Annotated in this window: 16 protein-coding genes; 2 read left to right on the plus strand and 14 right to left on the minus strand. The window is 42.2% G+C overall.

The features are described 5' to 3' along the window. Window positions 1-39: 39 nt before the first annotated feature. From ACH11B_RS03230 to ACH11B_RS03250, 5 genes are all read right to left on the minus strand, one after another. Entirely contained in the window at window positions 40-657 is a 618-nt protein-coding gene (locus ACH11B_RS03230; RefSeq protein ID WP_013663951.1) for an alpha/beta hydrolase, read from the minus strand. A 119-nt stretch (window positions 658-776) separates the two neighbouring features. Continuing rightward, the gene (locus ACH11B_RS03235) at window positions 777-1712 is read right to left on the minus strand and encodes a ring-cleaving dioxygenase (RefSeq protein ID WP_149104979.1); all 936 of its coding nucleotides are present in this window, start codon (window positions 1710-1712) and stop codon (window positions 777-779) included. 126 nt (window positions 1713-1838) lie between these two features. Further along, a complete protein-coding gene (locus tag ACH11B_RS03240; protein WP_130858101.1) occupies window positions 1839-3299 on the minus strand; it encodes an alpha-L-fucosidase in 1461 nt (486 codons plus the stop codon). 97 nt (window positions 3300-3396) lie between these two features. Then, window positions 3397-5025 carry a beta-N-acetylhexosaminidase gene (locus tag ACH11B_RS03245; RefSeq protein WP_130858102.1) on the minus strand — a complete coding sequence of 543 codons (1629 nt, stop codon included), beginning with the start codon at window positions 5023-5025 and terminating at the stop codon, window positions 3397-3399. A gap of 101 nt (window positions 5026-5126) precedes the next feature. Next, the gene (locus tag ACH11B_RS03250; protein ID WP_377611634.1) at window positions 5127-7901 is read right to left on the minus strand and encodes a TonB-dependent receptor; all 2775 of its coding nucleotides are present in this window, start codon (window positions 7899-7901) and stop codon (window positions 5127-5129) included. Window positions 7902-8223: 322 nt separating this feature from the next. On the opposite strand from ACH11B_RS03250, the gene ACH11B_RS03255 reads away from it, so the two are divergent. Then, on the plus strand, window positions 8224-9222 hold the full coding sequence (locus ACH11B_RS03255; protein ID WP_377611636.1) for a WG repeat-containing protein: 999 nt from the start codon (window positions 8224-8226) through the stop codon (window positions 9220-9222). A gap of 202 nt (window positions 9223-9424) precedes the next feature. Here the strand turns inward: ACH11B_RS03255 and ACH11B_RS03260 are convergent, their stop codons facing one another. Beyond that, window positions 9425-10573, minus strand: coding sequence for a histidine decarboxylase (locus ACH11B_RS03260; RefSeq protein ID WP_377611638.1), 1149 nt, complete (start codon window positions 10571-10573; stop codon window positions 9425-9427). 147 nt (window positions 10574-10720) lie between these two features. On the opposite strand from ACH11B_RS03260, the gene ACH11B_RS03265 reads away from it, so the two are divergent. Then, a complete protein-coding gene (locus ACH11B_RS03265; RefSeq protein WP_013663957.1) occupies window positions 10721-11191 on the plus strand; it encodes an Lrp/AsnC family transcriptional regulator in 471 nt (156 codons plus the stop codon). A 38-nt stretch (window positions 11192-11229) separates the two neighbouring features. On the opposite strand, the gene ACH11B_RS03270 is transcribed toward ACH11B_RS03265, so the two are convergent. From ACH11B_RS03270 to ACH11B_RS03305, 8 genes are all read right to left on the minus strand, one after another. After that, complete coding sequence (locus ACH11B_RS03270; protein ID WP_013663958.1) at window positions 11230-11670, minus strand: hypothetical protein; 441 nt, start codon at window positions 11668-11670, stop codon at window positions 11230-11232. Between the two features lie 231 nt (window positions 11671-11901). Further along, window positions 11902-13728: a beta-N-acetylhexosaminidase gene (locus ACH11B_RS03275; protein WP_377611640.1), complete on the minus strand. Its 1827-nt coding sequence runs from the start codon at window positions 13726-13728 to the stop codon at window positions 11902-11904. A gap of 412 nt (window positions 13729-14140) precedes the next feature. Further along, the gene (locus ACH11B_RS03280; RefSeq protein WP_242627385.1) at window positions 14141-16063 is read right to left on the minus strand and encodes an alpha-L-fucosidase; all 1923 of its coding nucleotides are present in this window, start codon (window positions 16061-16063) and stop codon (window positions 14141-14143) included. 374 nt (window positions 16064-16437) lie between these two features. Next, a complete protein-coding gene (locus ACH11B_RS03285) occupies window positions 16438-17052 on the minus strand; it encodes an LUD domain-containing protein (protein WP_013663965.1) in 615 nt (204 codons plus the stop codon). Window positions 17053-17151: 99 nt separating this feature from the next. Then, window positions 17152-18525 (minus strand): lactate utilization protein B, encoded by a 1374-nt coding sequence (locus ACH11B_RS03290; RefSeq protein WP_013663966.1) that lies wholly within the window; start codon window positions 18523-18525, stop codon window positions 17152-17154. Window positions 18526-18633: 108 nt separating this feature from the next. Beyond that, window positions 18634-19368 (minus strand): (Fe-S)-binding protein, encoded by a 735-nt coding sequence (locus ACH11B_RS03295; protein WP_130858110.1) that lies wholly within the window; start codon window positions 19366-19368, stop codon window positions 18634-18636. A gap of 403 nt (window positions 19369-19771) precedes the next feature. After that, on the minus strand, window positions 19772-22321 hold the full coding sequence (locus tag ACH11B_RS03300) for a phosphocholine-specific phospholipase C (protein ID WP_377611642.1): 2550 nt from the start codon (window positions 22319-22321) through the stop codon (window positions 19772-19774). 275 nt (window positions 22322-22596) lie between these two features. Continuing rightward, window positions 22597-23967: an aldehyde dehydrogenase family protein gene (locus tag ACH11B_RS03305; RefSeq protein WP_149104981.1), complete on the minus strand. Its 1371-nt coding sequence runs from the start codon at window positions 23965-23967 to the stop codon at window positions 22597-22599. Window positions 23968-23981: the final 14 nt, after the last annotated feature.

The following is a 23981-nucleotide window of genomic DNA, read 5'->3' on the forward strand; positions in this document are numbered from 1 at the left end:
TCATTTCCCGCTTATTTGTACCCAATGGAGAAAGGGAGTTTAGAGAAGCTTATTAGCTAAGTCCAGCTCTTCCCTCGAGATGCTATGTGCTTTGTTTTTAAAGAATTGCAAGGTAACATGTCCACCAAGATCTTCCAAGACCTTCGCTGTATCTGTCACACGTGCAACGGGCACATGCACATCCGGATCACTACTAGTTAATAGAATAGGTGTACCTTGAAAATTGCCTTGATAACGCTGATTAATTAATTGTTGTCCAATCAATCCACCTGTAAAAGCAATAATACCACCATATTTCTTTGCATTCCTTGCCGTATACTCAAGCGTTAGACAGGCACCTTGCGAGAAACCCAGAAAATAGATCTGCTCTTCTAAAACACCATTCACTTTGAGTTCTTCTACAACCTCTCCAATAATGGCTATTGCCGAATCAAGTGCAGGCTGATTATCCTGCTCAGGTGCCATGAAACTGTAAGGATACCAGCTATTGTTAGTAGCTTGCGGTGCGAAGATAGCCATATCATCAATCTTCAAAAAACGCTGAAGTGATATAATATCGGCCGCACTCCCTCCGCGTCCGTGAATCATAAGGATAGCCTTATCCGTTTCATTGAACGGTTTTCCCGCTTTTATAAATTGTTTATCGTGTGTGTACATGTTATTAAATGATGAGTGTTGAACGATGAGTTATGAATTTTTAGCCGTAGCACGGGCAGCGGCGGTTGCAGGAGCTTAAAGCGTACACCTTATACCCTAAACCCAACGCCTTTCTCCGCTTATCCCAAAGAAGGAAGCACTTTTTCCAATTGTTCCCGATAAGCTTCGTATTGCGGCGGCAGTTTTAATCCTTTACCTAGATCTTCCACCGTTTCATCCGTTGCAAAACCCGGATTGTCCGTTGCAATTTCGAAAAGTACTCCCCCTGGCTCCCGGAAGTAAAGTGAATAGAAATAGTTTCTATCTATCTTTTCCGTAATCTGTAAACCAGCTTCCAACACTTTTTGGCGATAATACATTAACACCTCTTCATTTTCTACCCTGAACGCAACATGATGTACCGAGCCGCCTGCTACATGGCCGGCACTTTCACCCGGCGCTTCAACCAAATCAACTAAATTGGCCTGTGCTGCATGATCGGTAATAAAGCGAAAACGGTTAACGTGCTGCTCTGTCAAGCGATAACCCAAAATGTCAGTCAACACCCTTGCTGTTGCTTCTGCCTTATTGGTGGTAATAGTGATATGATGGAATCCCCTTGTAGCTACTAATTCGCCTACTTCACTGGTTGTCCATGGTTTGCGCGTATCTTCATTCTTTGGAACCGTTAGCTCAAATTTAAGTCCATCGGGATCTAAAAAAGTGAGATACTGCTCACCAAATTTTTCTGCCACTTTATTATAAGTTACATTATTAGCTTCGAATCGCTTCATCCAAAAATCCAAGCTTTCCGCAGGCACGGAATAGCCGATTTCGGTAACCTGGCGTGTTCCTCGTCTACCTGCTGAAATCCCGCCCCAAGGGAAAAAAGTCAAAATAGTACCGGGTGTACCAACTTCATCGCCATAGTAAAAATGATAGGTCTCCGGATCGTCGAAATTCACCGTTTTTTTCACTAATCGCAAACCTAGCACACGTGTGTAAAAATCATAATTCTTTTTAGCATCACCTGCAATTGCTGTGATATGGTGTATGCCTCTTATTTGATTGTCCATGTCTTTGTCCTTTCTATTATCTTATGATACAAAGGTCGACATCCCATTGTTCAAAAAAATTAACCTATGACAAGAAATTGTAACGAGTTGAAGTTCTACCTATTTGGAAACCGCACATGATAGCAACTATGTTTTTGCTTTTTCATATAATACAGAACTTGCCTGCTCTTTATCTGTGCTTTCTAATACAATCACCATCGGTTGACTAGGCTTGTGTTTCAGGTGAATAAAAAACTCGTTACCATCCGCTTTACTTCGGTGAATTTCTTCGGGAGAATAGTTCCTGTTCGGTTCAGCCAGGTCATAGAGGCTCGCTATATCTGAGCCCGGAGCCAACTTGATTCGCAAGGCACCGGATACCGGTATATTGAAAACAATCAGATAATACTTGCCTGTTTTTCTATGTTTAGTGATATATCCCCAATCTTGCTTCTCCAAGCCAGCGTAGCCGCAATCGTAGATAGCTTCATGATTCACTTTCATCCACTCGCCAATTTCCTTCGCTAATTTGGTTTCTTCAGGACGGATCGCTCCTTGTCCATCCGGTCCGAAGTTAAGTACAAAGTTTCCGTCTAAAGCCACCGACTTGGCCATCATTTCAATAAGCTCTACGCTAGTCTTTACGTGACCACGCCATTCCGAATGATAACCCCATTGATTCTCCGGTATCGTCATGACACAATCCCAATCATTGCCATGTACATCTTCGATGGTATTCGGCAATTTGCGTTCCCACCCTTGTTCGTAATCACCCATCAAATCGCCGTTACTATCGAAATGCCTCCGACCAAATTCATCTGCTCGAAAACGGCTCCCAATGATCAAGCCAGGGCGCATTTCCCTTAGTTCAGCTTCCAGGCTATCGGCAAAAGCCGTTTGTTCTATCCAAGCCTTATCCCACGTTCCATCAAACCATAAGCCTTTCGTACTAGGATAATTGCGTAGTAATTCTTTGAGCTGATTGGCGGTAAATTTTTTAAAGTCCTCGTATGCCCGCTTTTCTTCCCCTGTTTCAGGAATGGCAGAACGGTATCCTTTATGATTCCAGTCTATAATGGAGAAATAGAGGTATACGTCGATTCCTATAGACTCATAAGCCTCCACAATTTCCTTCAGCGCATCTTTTTTGTAAGGTGAGTTAGCGATCGTATAATCGGTATATTGACTTGGCCATATACAGAATCCGTCGTGATGCTTGGTAGTAATAATCACATAACGTGCTCCCATATCTTTAGCCTGTTTAGCCCAAGCTTTTGCATTGAAATTTTGGGGGTTAAACTCTTTATAGAGATTATCATAGGCATCTTTGGGCATATCTTTCCAAGAGCGTATCCACTCGGCAGCACCTGCGTAATATTTCCCATTCCAATGCCCTCCCGGAATGGCATAAAGGCCCCAGTGAATAAATTGGCCTAAACCATAATTTCTCCAAGTTTCCATCTGTGCATCCGTCCGCTTCCCCAAACGATGGGCACCGTGTTCTAGCGTTATCGACGATCTTTTTTCAACCGCACCTGGAAATTGGGCCATTAAGGGCTGGTATAGCCCAAGGCAAAGGAATAAGGTTAGATAGGTTAGTTTTTTCATTTGTTACTTTGTTGAGTAGTTGAATTGTTAAGTAGTTAAGTCATTGAACAAACAACTACTTAACTATTATTACTATTCAACTATTTTTCACTAATTATTAATTCTCCTCTGCATTTAAATCCTTCCGATCTTTTTTAAAGTAAACGGGTTCGGGAATATCATTTGGCTGGAAGGGATTGTAGAAATAAAGATTCTGCTTCCTATATAGCAGCAAGTGTTGTTTTAAGCGTTCCTTAAAAGATGCATAGTCTTTCACGCTCTTATGGCTCCAAGCTGCTTCTGCCAGACCCGCCAGTCGTGGAAACAGCAAATAATCAACGCGGTTTAAATTGGTAACCGTTTCCGTCCAGAGGTTCGCCTGTATACCCAGAACCAGTTTCCTTTGTTCTGTATTTCGAACCAAGCTGTCCACGGAAAACTTATAGACGTTTTCGAGGGGACTGTATAATTCTCCCCATTTCCTGCCGGCACGATGGCTGCTGTCTTGGACAAAGTCAAAATAATAGGGCAACCGTGGGCAGAGAATTGTTTGATAACCCTTATCGAGTGACTTTTGCAATTGTTCCGGCTTATCATGGCGCCACCAACATATAATAGTGCTATCCTTTGGCAAATTAATGTCCGCCATTTCATCCCATACCAGCAGCTTCGCATCCAGTTGGTATACGGAATCGGCCATCCGCTCCATAAAGTAACGCTCCACATCCTTCAATCCCTGTAAATGATGTTTCTTCATTACCTTTTTTATCCCCTCATTTTCCATCCACTTGTCCGATCCAAAGCTCACCTCATCACCACCAAGGTGTAACATGCCGGAAGAAAACACGGCATTGGTTTCCCTTAAAATATTTGACAAAAAAGTGTAGGTCTCTTCCTTTCCCGGATCAAAGGTAAAATCAGGGTGCTGTTGACTTCCACCCCCACTATAGTATGGATAAGCTCGATTAGCGGCTGTAGCATGGCCTGGCATATCAATTTCAGGAATAATTGAAATATTCCGCTTAGCGGCATAGTCAATCACTTCGGCAATCTCTCTCTGCGTATAATAAGCCGCCGGTTTCAGCGGATTATTGTGATCACCAATCCCTCCGATCAGCGCCAGTTTGGGATATTTTTTGATTTCCAGTCGCCAAGCAGGTTCATCCGTCAGATGCCAATGCAGCTTATTTAATTTATAAAAGGCCATCCAATCGATTAAATCCATTACCTTTTCCTTTCCGATAAAGAAACGTGATTCATCCAACATCAATCCACGCCAGGGATATGCAGGTTCATCCTCAATTTGCCAAGCGGGGATTGACAACTTGTTATTGCTAATATCAATGCCACTAATTAATTGAACCAAGCTGGATGCGCCATTAAAGGCTCCGGCCACCGAGTTAGCCTCAACAACAATGTTCCGTTCTGTTATCCTCAAACGATAAGCCTCCTCTGCCATATTTTTCTTTTCTGCTAATCTTAAATGAATGCCGGCAGTGCACGACATTTTTTTGCTGCTCCGGGCCAAGGGTAAAAACTTCAGACGTAGCAACTCATGTTGCAGATAAGAAGCCACCTTCTCTAATGCAGGGTCCTCCACCCATAGCGGCGTATTCACATCCAAGCTAAATATACCTGCTTCAAGATCTGCCTTTAGTGGTGCAGGGATAATCGGGCATCGTTGCTGCGCATAACTTGGAAATGTTAGGGCTAAAAACGCAAGCCAGGTTAAAAATCGGTTTGTCATATTCGTTTATAGTTGAGCTGTTGAATAATCGAGTTGTTAAGTAGCTTATTACTTAAACAAGCAACAATTTAACTATTTTTTACCTACTAGCAAACCAACCATTACCGCGTAAGTCGCATGCCACGTCCACCGCCACCTCCACCAAATTGGCGTAAGTTGTAAGTGAAGCTTAATAGGAAATATTGTTGCAATATATTCGACTGAGAATCCTCAATATAGCGTTCCGTAATATTTCGGGTAATCTGCGTATTACTGTTAAGCAGGTCAAAGGCAGTAAGCGTTATCTCTGCTTGTTCCTTTTTAAATAACTTTTTACCGATGGAGGCATTCCATAGAAGAAAACTTTGGTCATAGCCGGCAGCAAGGCCGGTATTGTAGCGATAGTTTAAACTGGAAGCTACGCGCAATCCCTTCCAGAAAATATAAGTAATATCATTTCGTATCTGCTGATTGTATGAATTATTGCTTAGATCGCGGTTACTGTTATTCCGAACCATATTATAATTCCCGCTATAAGAAAGACTAAAAATAATCTTACGGCTAATATTACTGTTAATACCGATACGTTGATTAATACCAAAGGTATTCGTATGTGTGACCAGTTCATTCAATATACCTACATCCCGATTATGATGCACGGTCGTATTAGCATTCAAGTTAATTTTCAAGGCTTCAATAGGAATACCAAAAGAGCTATTGGCACGCACACTATAATACCCATTTACATTAACCGGACGGGTAAATTGCGCCCCCTTGCCCAACAACACATTGTCCAATATAAAGGTATCTATCGCTGCTATAATCGTCGAATTGACAATGCGATTATTGGTAAGTTCACCATTCACACCAACTGAAAAGTTAGCTCCCGACTCTCTATTAACACTATTATAGTGCAAGGAGAAGGCATGTCTGAACTCTTGCTTTAGGTTGGGATTGCCCCCTGTAATATTCAAAGGGTTCTGGTTATTCACTACATCTTGCAATTGCAAAACATTTGGCGGATTCGTGGATGTATTGTAGTTGAAGCGTACACGTCGATCACGTGAAAATCGATACATGAGGTTTGCATTCGGCAAATAGTTAACGAATTGATGAGACGCGCTCGTTACCTCCGGAAAAATCCGGTCATTTGCCATTTTCGCCTGTTGATAGTCGATCCCCAAATCAACTAGAAAACTTTCCGAAGAATATTGGTAGTTGAGCCCTGCCCCGTAAAATTTATAATCGTTCCTGAATTCATTAGAGAGTTCCCGATTCAACTCACTGTACTGACCCGTTTCCAATAAAAAGTCATACATTCTTCGATCGGAATAGCTATTATTACTACGGTAACTCGCATTTCCCATCAGTCGGGCATGCGCTCCGAAAGGCTCCGTATAAGTAAGTCGCGCATTCCAAAGCGTGCTGTTAGAACGACTATCATTTCGATTATTGACTGTATCGGATCGGCTCATCGTACCGCTATCATAGAACGTATTATAAGAAAGGGCAAAGGCTTCGTTCGTGTTTCGGTTGTAGTTATTCTCCAGATGCGCAGAAACCGATCGGCCTTCACTACTTAAGCGCAAACCATAGTCAATACTACCTCCCAAGGTAAACGCATGGTTATTTCCTCTGTTTTCCCTATCGGACGTATTGATCAACTGTTGTAAAATGTCCTGTGTACGCGTATGGTTGGTATTCGTTGTTTTCCCACTATTGAAATTGATACGTGGATTAACGGTTAAACGTTGCGTTGAATCACGCTTGTATACTACTCGTATGCTAGCGGCATGCCCTTGATTAGTTCGATTGGTTTGTTGCGAAGATATATTAAACTGGTTGGCCTCATCTGCCATAAGTACCTCCCGATTCGCTGTTCGAATTAAATCTTTATCGGACGTATTAAAATGATAATCTGCATTAAACTCCACCTCCTTCCACCACGTATTATTGTAATTTAAAGCAATTCGATGATTGGGGCCAATCCCTCCACCGCTACCACCGTCGCCTCCCCGACCTCCCCTACTGCTCGCTCCAACAAGCTCATTGCTCGAAAAACTTCCCTGATTGATATTGTTGGAAAGAATATTTCCACTAATTCGGCGGTCGCCCTTAAAAGCGTTTAGAAAACCGCCTGTATTATAGCGCTCCTGGTTACCGATAGCTCCCGCCATACGCCCGAAATAGCCACGCCGTTTCTCCGGTTTCGTGACAATATTAATGATTTTACGTCTGTTCCCATCGTCGAAGCCGGTTAGCTTTGATTGTTCGCTCTTTTCATCAATCAATTGTATTTTATCAATTACATCAGCAGGAAGCGTTTTTAAAGCTACGGCCGGATCGGAGCTGAAAAATTCTTTTCCATCTACAATTATTTTCTGTACATCTTCACCTTGTGCTTTAATTTTTCCATCCGCGTCAATTTCTACACCCGGGATCTGGGCAACTAGTGCATCGGCGTCAGCGTAAGCTTCCGTTTTATAAGCGGCGGCACTAAATTCGGTGGTATCCCCCTTTACCAACACAGGTGGAGGAGCGACCGTAATATTAACCGCATCAAGCATCGTAAAACTAGTTGTCAATGGAAACTTTAATTCCAAGTCTCGATCCGCTATTTTTATCCTTCGCTTGCTTTGTTTATAGCCGATATAGGTTAATAAAAGAGTATAGTCAGCGCTCGGCAGTTGATCTATTACAAAACGACCGTTCACTTGCGCAACTGCTTGCTTGATTATGGAGTCTCCGGTGTTCAACAAACTGATACGGGCGCCCTGCAGCCCGATACCATCAGCACTATCTACGACAGTACCGATAATCTTATGTTGGGAAAAGCCGGAAAAGAATGAAAAGCAAAAAATAAGGCAAATAACGACTCTTAAATGTATCTGACGCATTTATCATAAATTGGTTTGGATAAAAAGGGATGTCATAAATCGTCGGATTTGCCGACTCATTTAGACATGCCCTTCATTGCCTACCCGAGGCTCTATCCAGAAAAATTAATGTTCTGTTTGTTTTAGTATAAAGTAAGACAGAATCTTGCTTTTATAGTTTAATCGCCACTTAATTGTTACATTTTTTTGTTAAACTCGATTTTACTTTCTCTTTTGGAAAAAGGATTAAATCAGCCCCTGAAAACCGGTATTTTAATTCGAAAAAGGTAAATTTGAAACTAAAAATTAGCCTGAATTTATTTAAATGCTTAGCTTCACTCTTATGAAATACACGAGTATACTCGTTCTCATTTGCACCATGCTGTGCAGCGTGAGTTCGGCGCAAGAGCAAAGAAAAATATTCTACTTTCTCTCACCTGATAGCTTACTAGGCGTTAAGGATAGTCAAGGCAACATCATCATTCCCGCCATGCATTACTTTCTTCCCATTGCATATGATGATTTTAGCTTGCCTATTCAGGATAGCATTATCATGCTGGTTCCAAAACGTTCCCATCACTTGAAAGATCCGAAGCCTTATGGTTTGGCTTATGATAGAAATGGAAAAGTACTATACGCTCCTTACCTATTCGACAACGGCCCTGATTATCTAGAGGAGGGGCTTTCTCGCTACGTCGAAAATAACAAAATAGGTTTTGTCAACCGCTATGGCGAAAAAATAATTAAGGCGCAATGGGATTGGGTTAGCCCTTTCGAATACGGTATCGCTCGAGCTTGCAACGGTTGCACTATTGACTATAGCCAAGATACCGAGCACCCTCGCTTAGACATGTCGAATGCCAGCACCTTTTATATAGACAAAAAAGGTCGAATCTTACAGGCCCTGCCCGAAAAATCATCTGAACAAGACCAAGCGATAGATCGTGTTTATCTGCCCTATCAATTTAGCTACAATCCATTTGAAGCTAAATTAATAAAGAAATTAGATAGTCAAGCCCTCATCAGCAAAGCTTATTTTGCAAATTATTACAACCGCTTAACGGAAAAGGAAAAAAATCTTCATTTTGAGATTGTGGAAAAACCGAGCAAAAGCTTCCCTTATTATGTGATCAATGCTTTCCGCTACGACGCCAATGGCTCTTATCACAGGGTAGACAATCCAGATCTATTGTTTTACGCAACGGGAAGCGGCGATGTTTATCAAGTACCCTATGGAAATTTAGCAGAGAAGATGTCCTTAAAGGAATGGCTATCGAATTATGATGCAGCCGCCCGTCGTTACTTAAAAGAGCACCCCGATGCTCCCAATAGGTATCAATAAAAAAGGCCGCCTCAGAAAATTGTAGGCGACCTTACCAAACACATATCTTCTCAATTCGTTATTGGTTGTTGGTTGTTAGTTATTCGTTGTTAGTTATTAGTTATTAGTTATTGGTGATTTGTTGTCAGTTGTGAGCAGAAACGCTCCTAAGGGCAATACTACTTAACTACCAAACTAATCCCCTACTCAACGTCTCAAACACTTAACTACTTAACGACTCAACCATTTCCCTACTAACTCGAGCGTCTTCCTGCATATCCTTTAAAAATTCGTCTAATTGCGTTTTTTCCACGCCCGGCATGCAGACAACATGGCTGCACCCATTTTCAGTTGCTAATTGCCATTTTTGACGCAGGTGTTTCGAAGGTTCCGGAAAAACGACTGTAATAGCCGAAGGGTTTCGCCAAGCTTGGATTCCCCGGTCCAATAGTTGGCTTTCCAGATAGGTTGCCATCGTAAGACTTTCCGCTGCCCTTCGTTGAAGTCCCTCGCGTCCCAGTTTCTTTATAGCATACCATAAAAAGACGGGACTATGACCATTTCTGCTCCCCGTGATGGTTGTATCCACCGTTCCAATATAAGGTATGGCCTTTCCAATCCGTTCTTTATAATTCCTTTTTACCAATACTAGTCCACAAGGAATGGGGGAGCCAATAAACTTATGCCCACTGATGGCCAAACTATCGGCTCCATAACCGAAGTCAAAACCCGGCTTTAAATTTAATAACGCACTGTATACCCCGGCTAAAGCGGCATCGCAATGGATATAATAATTTTTAATTGCCGCCATTCGTAGTCGACTTTTTATTTCCACTAGGTCATCTTTGGCCTCTGTCATCGTTGTACCGATATTGGCAAAAATAATAGCAGGCTGATCTCGATGCATGTGTAGCATTTGCGCCAAATCGCTATAATCCATCTCTCCCCGCTCATCGGTTCGGATGACAATACTTCGCAAATTAAGGAGCTGAATATTTTTTTGAACGCTATAATGGGTCGCTTCCGAATAATAAACGATTCCATTTGGATAAAGTTCGCGCGCCACATACAACCCATATAAATTCCCTTCAGAACCGCCATTTGTTACATAGCCCCACCAGTTGTCGGCGGGTGCTCTGAACAGATCAGCAAAGAAAGCTAACACTTCCTGTTCCAACGAACGTGAATTAAGATCATAGGTAGATTCTACCAATGGATCGCCTATATTATTTAAAGGAAGTTTCAGTAAGGGATATAAGTCTGAATAATCAAAATCGCGGGCAATGGGATATCCCAGAAAATATGCTGCGCGCTCTTCTGCCCTTTGCATATAATTTGTCAGTCTTTCTTGATCGATAGCTTGCAAACCCATGTTGTTTTAATATTTTGCAAAACTATCACTATAAAAAATTATAATCTAACTTTATTTTCATATCAGAAAATAAAACGGAAAATAAATCGATCATCAGAATTAAATACTTTTTATCTAACTTTGCAGCATTGAAATCAGTAAAAAGCTATGACTGATAGAATAGATAAGATGGATGCTCGTATTTTGAACATTTTACAACGGGATGCATCTTTAGGTGTCAAAGAAATTGCGGCGGAGATCGGTTTAAGTGTTTCTCCCACTTTTGAGCGCATAAAGCGCTTGCGAAAAGACGGTTACATTGAGCGTTATGTGGTGCTTGTCAATCGAGAAAAATTAGGGAAACATCTTTTAGTCATCTGTACGGTGACCCTTAAACAGCAATCGCTGGAAACCCTTAAGAATTTCGAAGAGGCGGTTAATCAATTCAGCGAGGTTTTGGAAATCATGTGCATTGCCGGCAATCACGATTATTTGCTAAAAATTGCCGTAAAAGATGTAGAGGACTACCATTTATTCGTAATGAAACATCTATCCGGCATTCCAAACGTCGCAAATGTAAATAGCAGCTTCGTACTAAAGGAAATAAAAAAAGAGACCGCCCTCGAAGTAAAAATTTGATACGACCTTTTTAGCAGTTCGCTTTTTTTCACATCTCCTTAGTCTTCAATTGGCGAGATATAAGGCCAGAGCTTCAAAAATAATTTTTCGGACTCTCTATCATGAAAATGATCCTCGAGGCAAAAGACCTCCCCTTCATTTCTTGCGTCAGGACCTACGGTTGCCGGAACCTCGCCATGTACTTTCTCCAACACCTCTACCAGGCATTCACTTAAAAAGGTGGTAGGATGTCCATTCTTCTTTAAATCAGCAAAGTCTTTATAAGGAGACAGCTGTACATTGGTAATTGACATCAAAACTTTTGCTACGTTATCCAATTTGGGGCCCATAATCTGCTCAAAATCCACCTCTCCCGACTCCAGGCATCGGCAGTCAATGGAAGAAATTAGAATGGTGAGTTCCAAAAATGCTTCCGGATTCTTTTCCCATTCGGGGTGATAGGACATCAATATGCGAATTAAATCGATTTCTCTTAACATAGCGTTTCGGTATAATTGGTTCAACAATCGTTTCCTTTGCTTTTTGGAAATAGCATATAACGGATAACCAAACTTACTAATCTATGTTGAAGATTCCAAACGAACTTATTCACATTGAAGTATTTACAAAAATAGCGCTATACTTTAAATTTGTGAAGCAGTATGGGAACCTTATAAAACAAAAGCCACATTCGCATTGCAGAATGTGGCTTCAGCTAAAAATTAAATAATTTATTCGCTATAAGGGACACTGAACATATTACTTACTCTGCCAGTAGGTGTTACAATTATATAGTTCAAGTTAACCGGTTTTTCCTTTTTACCGGTCTTAGGCAAATCGATAGGTCCGCTATAGATATTTCCGGTTTGATCGGCTTTATGGTTATCAAACGTGTAATAAATAGTGCTATTTGCAATAAAAGGAATAATCTCCGCTGTTTTCCTTCCTGTTGCCGAATTCGTACCAAAGCTTATCTTGGCTTCCGGAATACGGAAAAAAACCTTTAATTTCTCTAATTCCTGTAAACGAATCGGTAATCTGTTAGTAGAAAAATCGTCAAAGTTTTGCTTTTCCTTCGCTGTCCATGCAATTTCAGCTAGCGCTAACGCACGCGGAAAGAGCATATATTCCAGCTTATTATTGGTACCAATATACTCTGTCCAAAGATTAGCTTGTACGCCTAAAATATGCTTTTGCTCTTGGGCGTTCAAGGATTCAGGGCGAGGATGGTAGCTATACACGCGTTCCAAGGGCAAAAAACCTCCGATAGCTAAAGGCTCTGTGCTAATGTCCTTCGCCTGATAATGGTCTATATAGAGATGGCTATTCGGCGTCATAATGACATCATGGTTCATTTTAGCGGCGGCAATTCCACCCTCTTCACCTCGCCAGCTCATAACCGTTGCATTCGGCGCTAGTCCTCCCTCTAATATCTCATCCCAGCCTACTAAACGTCTATTGTGTTGATTCAAAAATTTCTCGATCCGGGTAATAAAGTAACTTTGTAAGCCGTGTTCATCTTTCAACTTATTTTTCTTGATTAGCTTTTGTGCAAAGGCAGATTGCTCCCAATGTTCTTTTGGCACTTCATCGCCTCCAACATGGATGTATTGACTAGGGAAAATATCCATTACTTCAGTGAACACATCTTCCAAAAATTTGAATGTTTCTTCTTTTGGGCAGAAAATATTAGGATGTACTCCCCAAAAGCCTGGCACTTGATAAGTCGTATCCTTGCAACCAAATTCAGGGTAAGCCGCCAGGACGGCCGTACTGTGCCCTGGCAGCTCTATTTCCGGAATCACCGTGATTTTACGATCAGCAGCGTACTCAACCAAATTCCGTGCCTCTTCCTGCGTGTAATATCCGCCATGTTTTATACCATCATAAATAAAGGGCTTGAAATCACCATACTGACCAATGATGCTGGAATCGCGCCACGCTGAAATTTGGGTCAGCTTCGGATATTTTTTGATCTCTAAACGCCACCCCTGATCGTCCGTCAAATGCCAGTGTAATCTATTAAATTTAAAATAAGCCATTAAATCGACGATTTTCTTCATTTCGTCCAATGAGAAGAAATGTCGGGCGACATCAATCATTACCCCTCTATAACCAAATTCAGGCTTATCTGAAATCGTTACCGCCGGAATCTGTAAACCACCATTATGTTGTTCAATTAACTGTAAAATGGTTTGAAGCCCATAAAACATACCGCTGTTATCGCCTTTGATCTTTATTGAATTTTCAGTAACATTCAACTGATAAGCTTCCGCTTCCGTCTGACTGTTCTCTATCAAAATATATTTGCCACTAGGCTCTGAAACGACTGGCAGACGTAGCTGGTAGCGGTTCGATAGCATTTCGTTGAACAGGTTAAAGGTTTTCCGAGTCGCTTCATCCTTTGCTACTAATGTCGTTTGGTTATCCAGTTTAAAGACACCCACTCCAGATTGAATAGACTGAGGCTTTGGGATAAGCGCGTAATTTCGCTCCTGAGAAAAGACACTGCTCAAACAAAAAAAAGTGATCAGCAGTGTAATAAATTGTTTTAGCATATTTATTTGTTGTTGGTTATTAGTTATTAGTTTTTTGTTGTTGATCGTCTGGCTTTTTACCATCCCGAGAGATGTCACGCATCCTCTAGAGAGGTAAATTTTTAATTTATTTATGTGACTGCTTCGCTCAAGACTCAGCCCTAGCTTCAGCTCGCAGAGACGCTCTTATGTAAGTCCTTACTGGTCTGACCGGAAAAGCGCTGAAATAAAAAGGAACCCTTTGGTCTTACAGTTAAAGACTTTTCTGGTTTTTGACTATTTACCATTCCTACGGAAGGCGGGCCATCGCTAAGGGAGGTAGGGTTTTATTATTTTGACTTTTAACTTTTGAATTATTGATATCTTGTTTGTCTTTCTAAGGCATCAATGAGCCCTCCGGGGTTTTTACTTTTTATTTTTGAATTTTTACTTTTTACTTTTTACTTTCCCTACCATACACCTCTAGCTCCGCAATACTGAATGCCGGTTTATCATTGTCGAATACAGACTGTTTAGCAAGCAATTTGACATATCGGCCAGTCACTTTTTCCACCAAAGCGGTATATTGTAAAATGGGGTTTGCTTTGACATTAGAAAACTCACCGGTCACAGCCAATCTCCAATCTTTTCCATTATCACTAACATAGTATTCATATTTTTCAACTGTACCGATGGATTTCCCATCTTGCCGTGGCAGGTAACCAAATGCAGATATATTCTGTTTGGAGCCTAAGTCAATTACGATTGCATTCTTATCCGTCAGGAAAAAAGTTTGATCATCATTGTCAAAGGCTTTTTCAGCTGCACTCGATTCGCTTGCCCAGTTGGCCTTTTCCAAGCCCTTACGTTCACCATGCTCCGGTCCTTTAAGCGCTCTTGGTTCGGCGAAGAGTCCGACATCACTCAAAGCAATACTAACGGGAGCATATACTTTTAGTCGCAATTTACTTGTTGAAATCGATTCGGGCATGCGAATAATACGATTAGCTCCTATGCTTGTTGCGTTAGCCGCACGCACCCAAGCGCCATCTTTCCATTTATCCACCAAAACGCTATCAATTCGTTGGCCTAATTTTATGTTTTCGCGTAATCGAATGATATTAAATGTTTGCGGTTTTAGCAGTTCGATTTCGAGATCAGCTTGGTGAACGTCATCATCCGTAGCCCAATAGCTATATCGATCTTCATCCGTTAGGCGCTGCGGCCCATAGTGTTGATCATTCGCATTCCGTACATTAGAAGCCTTCAAGCGAGCCCCTTTGATTAAATTTTTATCAAAAACTTTCTTTAATAATGCACCAAATTCTTTTAATACCTTCACATCGTTTTCATGCAAGAGACCATCCGTGTTCGGCGAAAGCCCCAAGTCAAAAGCGCCACCTCTTCCAACACTTTTACAGTATAAGTCGAACAACATGGCAGGAGTCTTCACCTGATCGTCTTGTGAAGCGTGATAAAACCAGCCCGGTCGCAAAGGCACATCGCACTCCGTAGGTATCCAGCTTTCACCATTTCTTGTTCCCGTTCCCAAATTGCTGTCATCCATGTAACCTGGCATCGGTGCCTTACCTTCTTTACCTACAAGCGTTATGGTCGACCAGCTAGTTTCCGAAGCAACTCCCTTTTCATTCCCTACCCAGCGTACATCCAGACCGATATCGCTAAAAATATTTGCGTTGGGTTGCATTGCTCGCGTTATTTTCCACGTGTTCATCCAATCGTAGTAAGTCGATTGGTCAACTTTTCGCTTTTCTTTTTTGCCGCCGTAATAACCATCTCCCCCATTGGCGCCATCATGCCAACTCATAAAAAGTTCACCATAATTGCTATAGAGCTCTTTCAGCTGGTTTCGATAAATACTAACATATTCGGGCGTGCCATAAGCAGGGTTGTTTCGATCCCAGGGCGAACAATAAACACCAAACTTCATCCCCAGTTTTTGAGCTGCTAGTTGAAACTCTTTCACCATATCACCTTTACCCGCTCGCCAAGGGCTCTCGCTAATATTATATGCCGCTGTTTTCGTGGGCCATAAGGCAAAGCCATCGTGGTGCTTAGCGACAGAGATTATGCCCTTAAATCCACCTGCCTTTGCGGCCGCAACAATTTGCTCAGCACTGAATTTTTTTGGATTAAAAATAGCCGGATCAGCATCTCCGTAACCCCACTCTTTATCTTGAAAGGTGGTTGGCGTAAAATGGATGAGACAATACATCTCCGTTTCATGCCATGCGAGCTGGCGTTTAGTGGGTAATGCACCATAGGGTTTCGGCGCATCATCGAAATCCTGAGCGATGCTGTTTACTCCAAACAGACATGTTGCAATAATGGTTAAAAGGCTTTTTCTGCTGTACATACTTACAAACATAAATGCTATCCAAAGTTAAACATTCAGGATTATTAGCATTATGTTCTGCTATATTAGCTATCGTGGATATTGGTTATCGGTTATTCGTTATTGGTTATTGGTTGTTCGTTATTGGTTATTGGTTGTTCGTTATTGGTTTCTGGTTATGGGGCACTTTTGTGAGAACAAGTTAGTATCAAGTATTAGGACACCTGCCTGTCGGCAGGCAGGTAAGTAAGTATCAGGTATCAAGACGTAGGTATCAGGATAAGTAGAAAAGAGATTCATCACTCATAATTCCTGCCTACCGGCAGGCAGGCAACACTCATCACCACATAACTATTTCCCTACTCAACTACTCAACAACTTAACTAATCAACAGCTTAACTGCTCAACAAATAAATCGCTAAGCTTCGCGGGCCATGGGCTCCCAGTACTAAAGACTGTTCAATATCCGCCGTTTTTGAGGGTCCCGCGATAAAAGCTCCGAAGGGATCGACGCCTAGCCCCATCTTCTCATAAGCCTGGTGCATATTATTTACGATCTGGTTTTTCGCGACAAGCAGCACCAAATGTTGACAAATAAAAGGCAGTACACGTATAAGTGTTTCCGGAACCCATAGTGCGCTATTTTCGGCGACACCCAACTGCGCAGCCATAATAGCTATATCAACATCTTCCAAGCTATGCGGATTGAGATCGGCGTCAACAATCTGTTCGGCCAGGTTTTCCATTTCAGGCAAGGTTGACACAATCCGTAAAGATTTCTCAATAGACCACCTTGCCTGCACTTCGGGAATATAGGTCTGCAAAAGATGATCTTTTACCGCTTCCAGGTTCGTCGCCTCCAGGACACTGGTTCCGACAGCTTTTGCAACATCCGAAAATTTCTGTACCGGATCGTCGTATACCGTTGGGTTTTCAACCGGAGCGGGTAATGCTACTTCATCCAACTGCGCTGCCTTAATGGCTTGTAATATTTTGTCTTTACTTGTCATTTCGTAAGGTTGTAAGTTTTAAGTAATAGGTTTTAAGTTCACCGTTTTTTCTCAATCGTGTTTAAAAAAACGTATTACCTATAACTTATAACATAAAACTCATCTATTTCGCTCTTTATACCATTCACTAAAAGATTGCTTAGGAGGCACCGGCATCTCACGTCCTTTATACCATGGGTTAAGACTGTTATTTACCGTAAATGGCGCGTACTTAAGCGTAAAACGCCCCATTTTTCCTGCTAACCTAAATTTAGTGGGCGACGCCAAAGTGGTTGCCATCAGTTTCATGGCCATTGTTTTTTTCTTATCGGTATATCCCGCTTTTACCAATTCTTGTCGCCACTTGTACAACTGGTTATGGATATCTATTTTTACAGGGCAAACATTGCTGCATGAACCGCAAAGCGTTGACGCAAAGGGAAGGTCTGCAAATTTTTCCATATCCAAGTTAGGAGCCAAGATGGAGCCTATAGGGCCTGATATAGCGTGATGGTAGCTATGGCCCCCGCTGCGTCTATATACCGGACAAGTATTCATACAGGCGCCGCATCGAATGCATTTCAGCGAGTTTTTAAAATCAGGTCTGCCGAGTTGCCGGCTTCTCCCATTGTCCACTAAAATAACATGCATTTCCTGTCCCTTCCTTGGCTTTCTGAAATGGCTTGAATAGGTGGTAATAGGTTGCCCTGTTGCACTTCTTGTCAACAAACGGAGGAACACGCCCAAATGAGCCCGCTTTGGAATCAACTTTTCTATGCCCATACTGGCAATGTGTATATCAGCAAGATGAGCGCCCATATCTGCATTACCTTCATTGGTACATACCACCATTTCTCCTGTCTCTGCAATCGCAAAATTCACTCCCGTCAATGCCGCCTTGCGTGTAACAAAAACGTCCCTTAAATGCTGTCGAGCCGTCTCCGTCAAAATCTGCGGATCTGATACACCTGCTGCAGTTCCAAGATGCTCGTGGAAAATATCGCCGATTTCTTCTTTTTTCTTATGAATGCAAGGTAGTACGATATGGCTGGGCATTTCTTTAGCAAGCTGAACAATCCGCTCACCTAAGTCTGAATCAATTACTTCAATCCCATTGTCTGCCAAGTAATCGTTCAAATGGCATTCTTCCGTCAGCATAGACTTACTTTTTACCATCCGATCGATGCCATGCTTCTTCAACAACTCGCAAACAATTTGATTATGTTCACGCGCATCTGCCGCCCAATGAACCTGCACGCCATTTGCCTGCGCGTTTTTTTCAAACGCTAGCAAATAATCCTGCAAACGGGATAGCACATGGTTTTTAATTTGAGAAGCGGTGTTCCGTAACTCCTCCCATTCCGGGATATCGTGCGTTAATCGATCACGTTTTGACCGAACGAACCAAAGCGTTTGATCGTGCCAATCGACTCGAGCTTCATCTTTATTAAAGATATCCGCTAATGCGGCGTGTTTCTTTTGTTGTGTTTCCATATGATTGCGCTACGCTATAAGCTTTATGTTATTTACAACGTATAACTTATTACTCCTGCCTACCGCAGGCAGGTAAAACTCCTTCGGTTTTAAACTCGCTATCATTACCTACTGACTATTCAATATCTCGGCAATATGTATCACTTTGGTAGCACTTTTATGTCTTCGAAGAATACCTTCCATATGCATAAGGCAGGACATATCCGCTCCTGTTATAAACTCAGCTCCGTGCCGCAAATGATCGGCTACGCGATCTTTACCCATTTTTACCGATACGGCTTCTTCTGCTACACAGAAAGTTCCACCGAAACCGCAACACTCGTCCTTCCGATCCAGTTCAATTAGCTCGATATCTTTTACCATACTAAGCAGTTTACCGGGTTTTGAAAAGGGCTCGGCAGTTAGTTCGCTCATCTGCGAAAGCATCAAGCCCCGTTGCCCGTGACAACTTTGATGCACGCCTACACGGTGCGGAAAACGGGCGTCCAGCGCTGTTACTTTTAAAATATCAGTAAGGAACTCGGTTAATTCATAGACACGTTCGCGAACCTCGTTGCTTATTGTAGGAGACTGATCCGAGTGCAGGTGATCTTTTATGTGCAAGACACAGCTTCCTGAAGGTGAAACTATATAATCATATCCCTGAAAACGTTTGATAAAATTCTCATTACATCCTCCGGTAAGGTGCTCATAGCCTGAATTGGCCATTGGCTGTCCACAACAGGTTTGTCCCTCAGGATAAGAAACCTTCACCCCTAGCTTTTCTAAGAGTTCAAGTGTCGCTCGTGCTGCTCCCGGATAAAATTGGTCTACATAACATGGTACAAATAAGGCAACCTCCATGTGTTATTTTGTTTAGTTAAAAAGGATAGAAATACAAAGTAAAGAACTTTCAATATAGCTTCATTTTGCGATCTTTACTATTTATTAAGCTATCTTTACTAGGTTTTATCACCCCTCCATAAAATCAAAACAAAATAACGCATTCTTTTCCAAACAACTGTCATGGTCAGTCCGCTTTGCTTAGGTATTAAGACACCTGCCTGCCGGTAGGCAGGTAAGTATCAGGTAGCAAGACGCCCTATTCATCACTCATTTCAGCTATTAGCTATCAACATTAGGTGTTCGATATTTGACTTAAGTCTGGCAACGTAATTCATCACTCATAGTTCATAACTCAACACTCATCACTACTTAACTACTTTCCTACTCAACAACTTAACTACTCAACAACTTAACTACTCAACTATTCCACCATTCTTCCCATAAATGGATCGCTTTTTGAGTCGGCGCCCGTTTCCACCCTGCCCGCATAGCGTCGCTCAAATGTTGGCCGACCCTTAATAAACAAAGAAAAGTCGTACCAACCGTAGCTTTTTGAGGTATCCATAACGATCTTGACAATTTCGTTATTTTTTATTTTTTTTCGAATTAGGCCTTTACCGTACGACCAATCCTTCAGTTCCACTTCCAACCCTCCTTGGGTCCCCATTAATTGCAGTTCGATATTGCCAGTCAGCTGTTTCGCATCTTTTTGTCTTTCATATAGGCATTGTACCGAAATCACATCATCCATTTCGGTGCCTTTCAGCTCGCGAAAAAAGCCGTTAGGCCCATAAATCTGTAAATGATACTGCTTATTTTCAAAACGGTCGAACGGCCATTGGTAGCTTAGTCTACCCCCCGCTTTCACAGCGAAGGCCCATGTTTTTACTGCTTCCCATATTGGTTGGCTCCTAGCGCTCTCTTTCAGGTATTTGTCGGGAGCATAAACATTAAAAGCTACACCAGCGGCCCCTTCACCGAAAATCTCATCCGCTGCAAGAAAAGTAAGTTCAACAGCCTTTGAATCTACCAGCCTCTCTTCAACATAAAGCTCATAGGGTAAAGCATTCGAGTTTTTTATACCTTTCTCTTGTTGGGGTAATAAAGGCGAATTAAAAGGATGTTTATTAATGAACGCAATCTCATCTTGCTTCAGTTCCTTAAAGCCCTTTGGCAAGTCCTTCACTTTTGCTTTATAGATCGATTGTACAAATTCATTGCGTTTCACAGCACCAGGTAAGGATAGCGTCTCCCCGTTGTAAGGGCGGAATGCGGAGGTCAGATCGCCTGTAATAGCGCGCCGCCAACTGCTAATATTCGTCTCCCTAATTGGCTTTCCTATTTTCTTCTCCAAGAACTTTTCCATGAAACGAATCGTAGAGGTAATATCACAAAGTTCGGAGTTAACCCAGCCCCCACGTGTCCACGGAGATGCAATGATCAATGGTACGCGATATCCCAAACCAACGGGACTTTCCCGAAGGTCATCTTTATCCATTCCATCTCGTTTGCGTTCCTCTTCCATACTCACATATTCATCACGCGTATCCAAGCCTTCTGAAACCGCACCACTGTCGATATCATTAGGGTTAGGAGCGACAAACGGCGGCACATGATCAAAATATCCATCGTTTTCGTCATAGGTAAGCATAAAGATCGTTTTCTTCCAGACTTCGGGATTTCTGGTGAGGATATCCAACACTTCGGACACATACCATGCACCAAACCAAGGTGAACTGGGGTGGTCCGAAAATGCCTGGGGTGCCACCAACCACGATACGGTTGGGAGCTTCCCGGAATTTACATCCGCTCTAAATTGATGTAGGATATCCCCTTTCGGCACTTGCATTTTCTTTTCCTCACCCCCATCAATATAGGAAACTTCCTCAATATTGTAATAGTTTGGATCGTTGATATTGGTGGTAAAGGCCCTTTGGTGTAACTGTTGTTCAAAGCTGCTGAGCTTTGCAAAATTCTCGGGGTTATACTTGGCCAACTCCTCTTTATATTTGGACAGCTGTTCTCTTTTTTGGTTCAATTTCTTTTTGAGGCTTTGTACTTGATTCGGTTTCGTTTTCTTGATCTGTACCTCCAACTCCGTAATCTCTGCCGGCAATTGCTCCGACCGTTTTGTCAGGAATCGATGATGACCGGTGCTGAAACGTACGTGATATTGTTTAAACCACTCCAAATTGTTATCGGTAAAATTGGACAACCAATATTCCCTGTCGCCTTCCAACTCAGTCTGTATACTCAATTCATTCTGATATACCCGCCAGCTTACGCCATGTTCCTCCAATCGTTCAGGAAAAGTCTTCCAACTCACTTCCTTATTATAATAGACGTCTGAGTTTCTCACATTCGCCTGCTCGCCTGCCGCCCCTTTCAGCGTTCCACTCCAGAAGAAAAGGCGATTCGTTGTTGTACCCGTCAGGGACGAACAAAAATGTTGATCACAAAAAGTGAAGGCATCTGCAAAGGCATAATAGAACGGGATATCTTCGCGGTTAAAATAACCCAGGGTAAGAGGCATATTCTTGTATGCTTTATTTCCCGATTGCTTTGCCTTCAACCATCCATCATACTTACCATTGTTCCGAGCATCCACTTGATTTTCCCATGAATGCGGAAGGCCTCCCATCCAGGTGGATTTTGTTTCCTTCATATTGAGCCGAAATGGCGCATAGGTATGCCCTGCCGGGTCCGACTGCAACCAAACTAGGTTTTTATTCGGCAATCTGATCGCTCGGGGATCGTTAAACCCACGTACGCCTTTTAATGTTCCGAAACAATGGTCAAATGATCGGTTTTCCTGCATGAGCAAGACGATGTGCTCAGCATCATAAAAAGTACTACCTGGTGCAGGATTAATATCCAAAGCTCTTTGTAATGACTTTGGCAATGCATTCCACAGACCTGTACTTCCCGCTAAAAATGCGGCTTTCTTTATAAAGTCTCTTCTATTTTCCATTTTATTAGCTATAAGCATCAAGTATTAAGACAGCCTTTTGAGTTATGAGTTGCCAGTTGTGAGTTGCGAGCACAGAATTTGGTATCAAGATGTAAGTAGCAAGACATAGGTATCAGGATAAGTAAAAAGTAAAAAATAAAAAGCGATTTATCACTCATTTCAGCTATTAGCTATCAACATTAGGTGTTCGATATTTGACTTAAGTCTGGCAACGTAATTCATCACTCATAGTTCATAACTCAACACTCATCACTACTTAACTATTTCCCAACTCCCTATTTACTACCTACCAAATGCCAGGCTTTGGGCTTGGTAAAGGCCCGTAGCCCCTGATGCGAAAGTGTCGAACCAATACCAGAATGCTTTCTACCACTCCAAGGAACTGCTGCACTTACGCGATCGCAACAATTCCAATAGGCAGAGCCGGCATCAATTTTTTTCAGTAAAGAAACGGCGCGCGCTTCTGAATCGGTATATATACCTGCTGTTAATCCATAATCAGTATCCTGCATCAGCGATAAGGCTTCCTCATCCGATCTTACGCTCATGATTCCTATGATAGGACCAAAACTCTCTTCTTTCATGATAAGCATGTCATGTGTCACATCAACCAATATTGTTGGCTCAAAGTAAAACCCTTTCCCATCAATGGCTTTACCCCCACAAAGCAATTTCGCGCCTTTTGCTAATGCATCGTTAACTTGCGCTTCCAATATGTTAATTTGTAGCTTTCTCGTTAACGGGCCGAAGTAAACATCATCATCTAATGGATTACCCACTGTCCATGCCTTTACCTGCTGTACGAAATAATCGAGGTATTCATCATAAATGTCTTGATGGACATAAATTCGTTCGACCGAACAACAACTCTGTCCATTATTATAAAAGGCACCATCCGCTGTTGCTTCTGCTACTGCTTTTATGTTGCTGATATCATTGGCGATGTAAAGCGGATCTTTTCCGCCCAATTCGAGCTGACAAGGCACCATCTTTTGAGATACCTGTTCGTAGATATACTTACCGGTATGATATGAGCCCGTAAAGAAATAACCGGCGAGCTCCATATCTAGCATCATTTTTCCCACTGGTCCATCACCAATCGCCAATTGAAAGACGTGATCCGGTACGCCTGCTTTTTTTAACAGCCTATCGATTTCTAGTCCCGTCAGCGTCGCATATTCAGACGGTTTGTATAATACCCCATTACCGGCTATCAGGGCGGGCACAAACACATTTACCCCTACCAAATACGGATAGTTCCAAGCGGAAATATTTCCGATAACACCTAGAGGCTCATAGGATATGCATTCGCGCACCGTCCCATTTTCCTGCATGAGCTCATCGCTCAGATAGCGTTCTGCATTTGCAGTTAACCAATTAATTCGGCTTATCGCACCTTTAATCTCATTTTTTGCTTGTTGCAACGGTTTACCGGTTTCAGCTGTTAATATTTCAGCAAGAGAGGCCGACTCAGCCTCCAAAAGTGCCGCGAACCGGATAAGCGTATTTATCCGCTCTCCTAATGGCAGCTGGGCCCAAATCTGTTGAGCTGCAAGTAGCCGCCTATATTTCTCTTCTAACGTAGTAGGAGAATCTACCTGTACAGTAGCAATTACCTCCTCAGTTGCTGGATTAATGATATTCATTTTGTTAAGTAAAA

This window comes from Olivibacter sp. EAT-5 (assembly GCF_044784325.1).
GTDB lineage: Bacteria > Bacteroidota > Bacteroidia > Sphingobacteriales > Sphingobacteriaceae > Olivibacter > Olivibacter oleidegradans.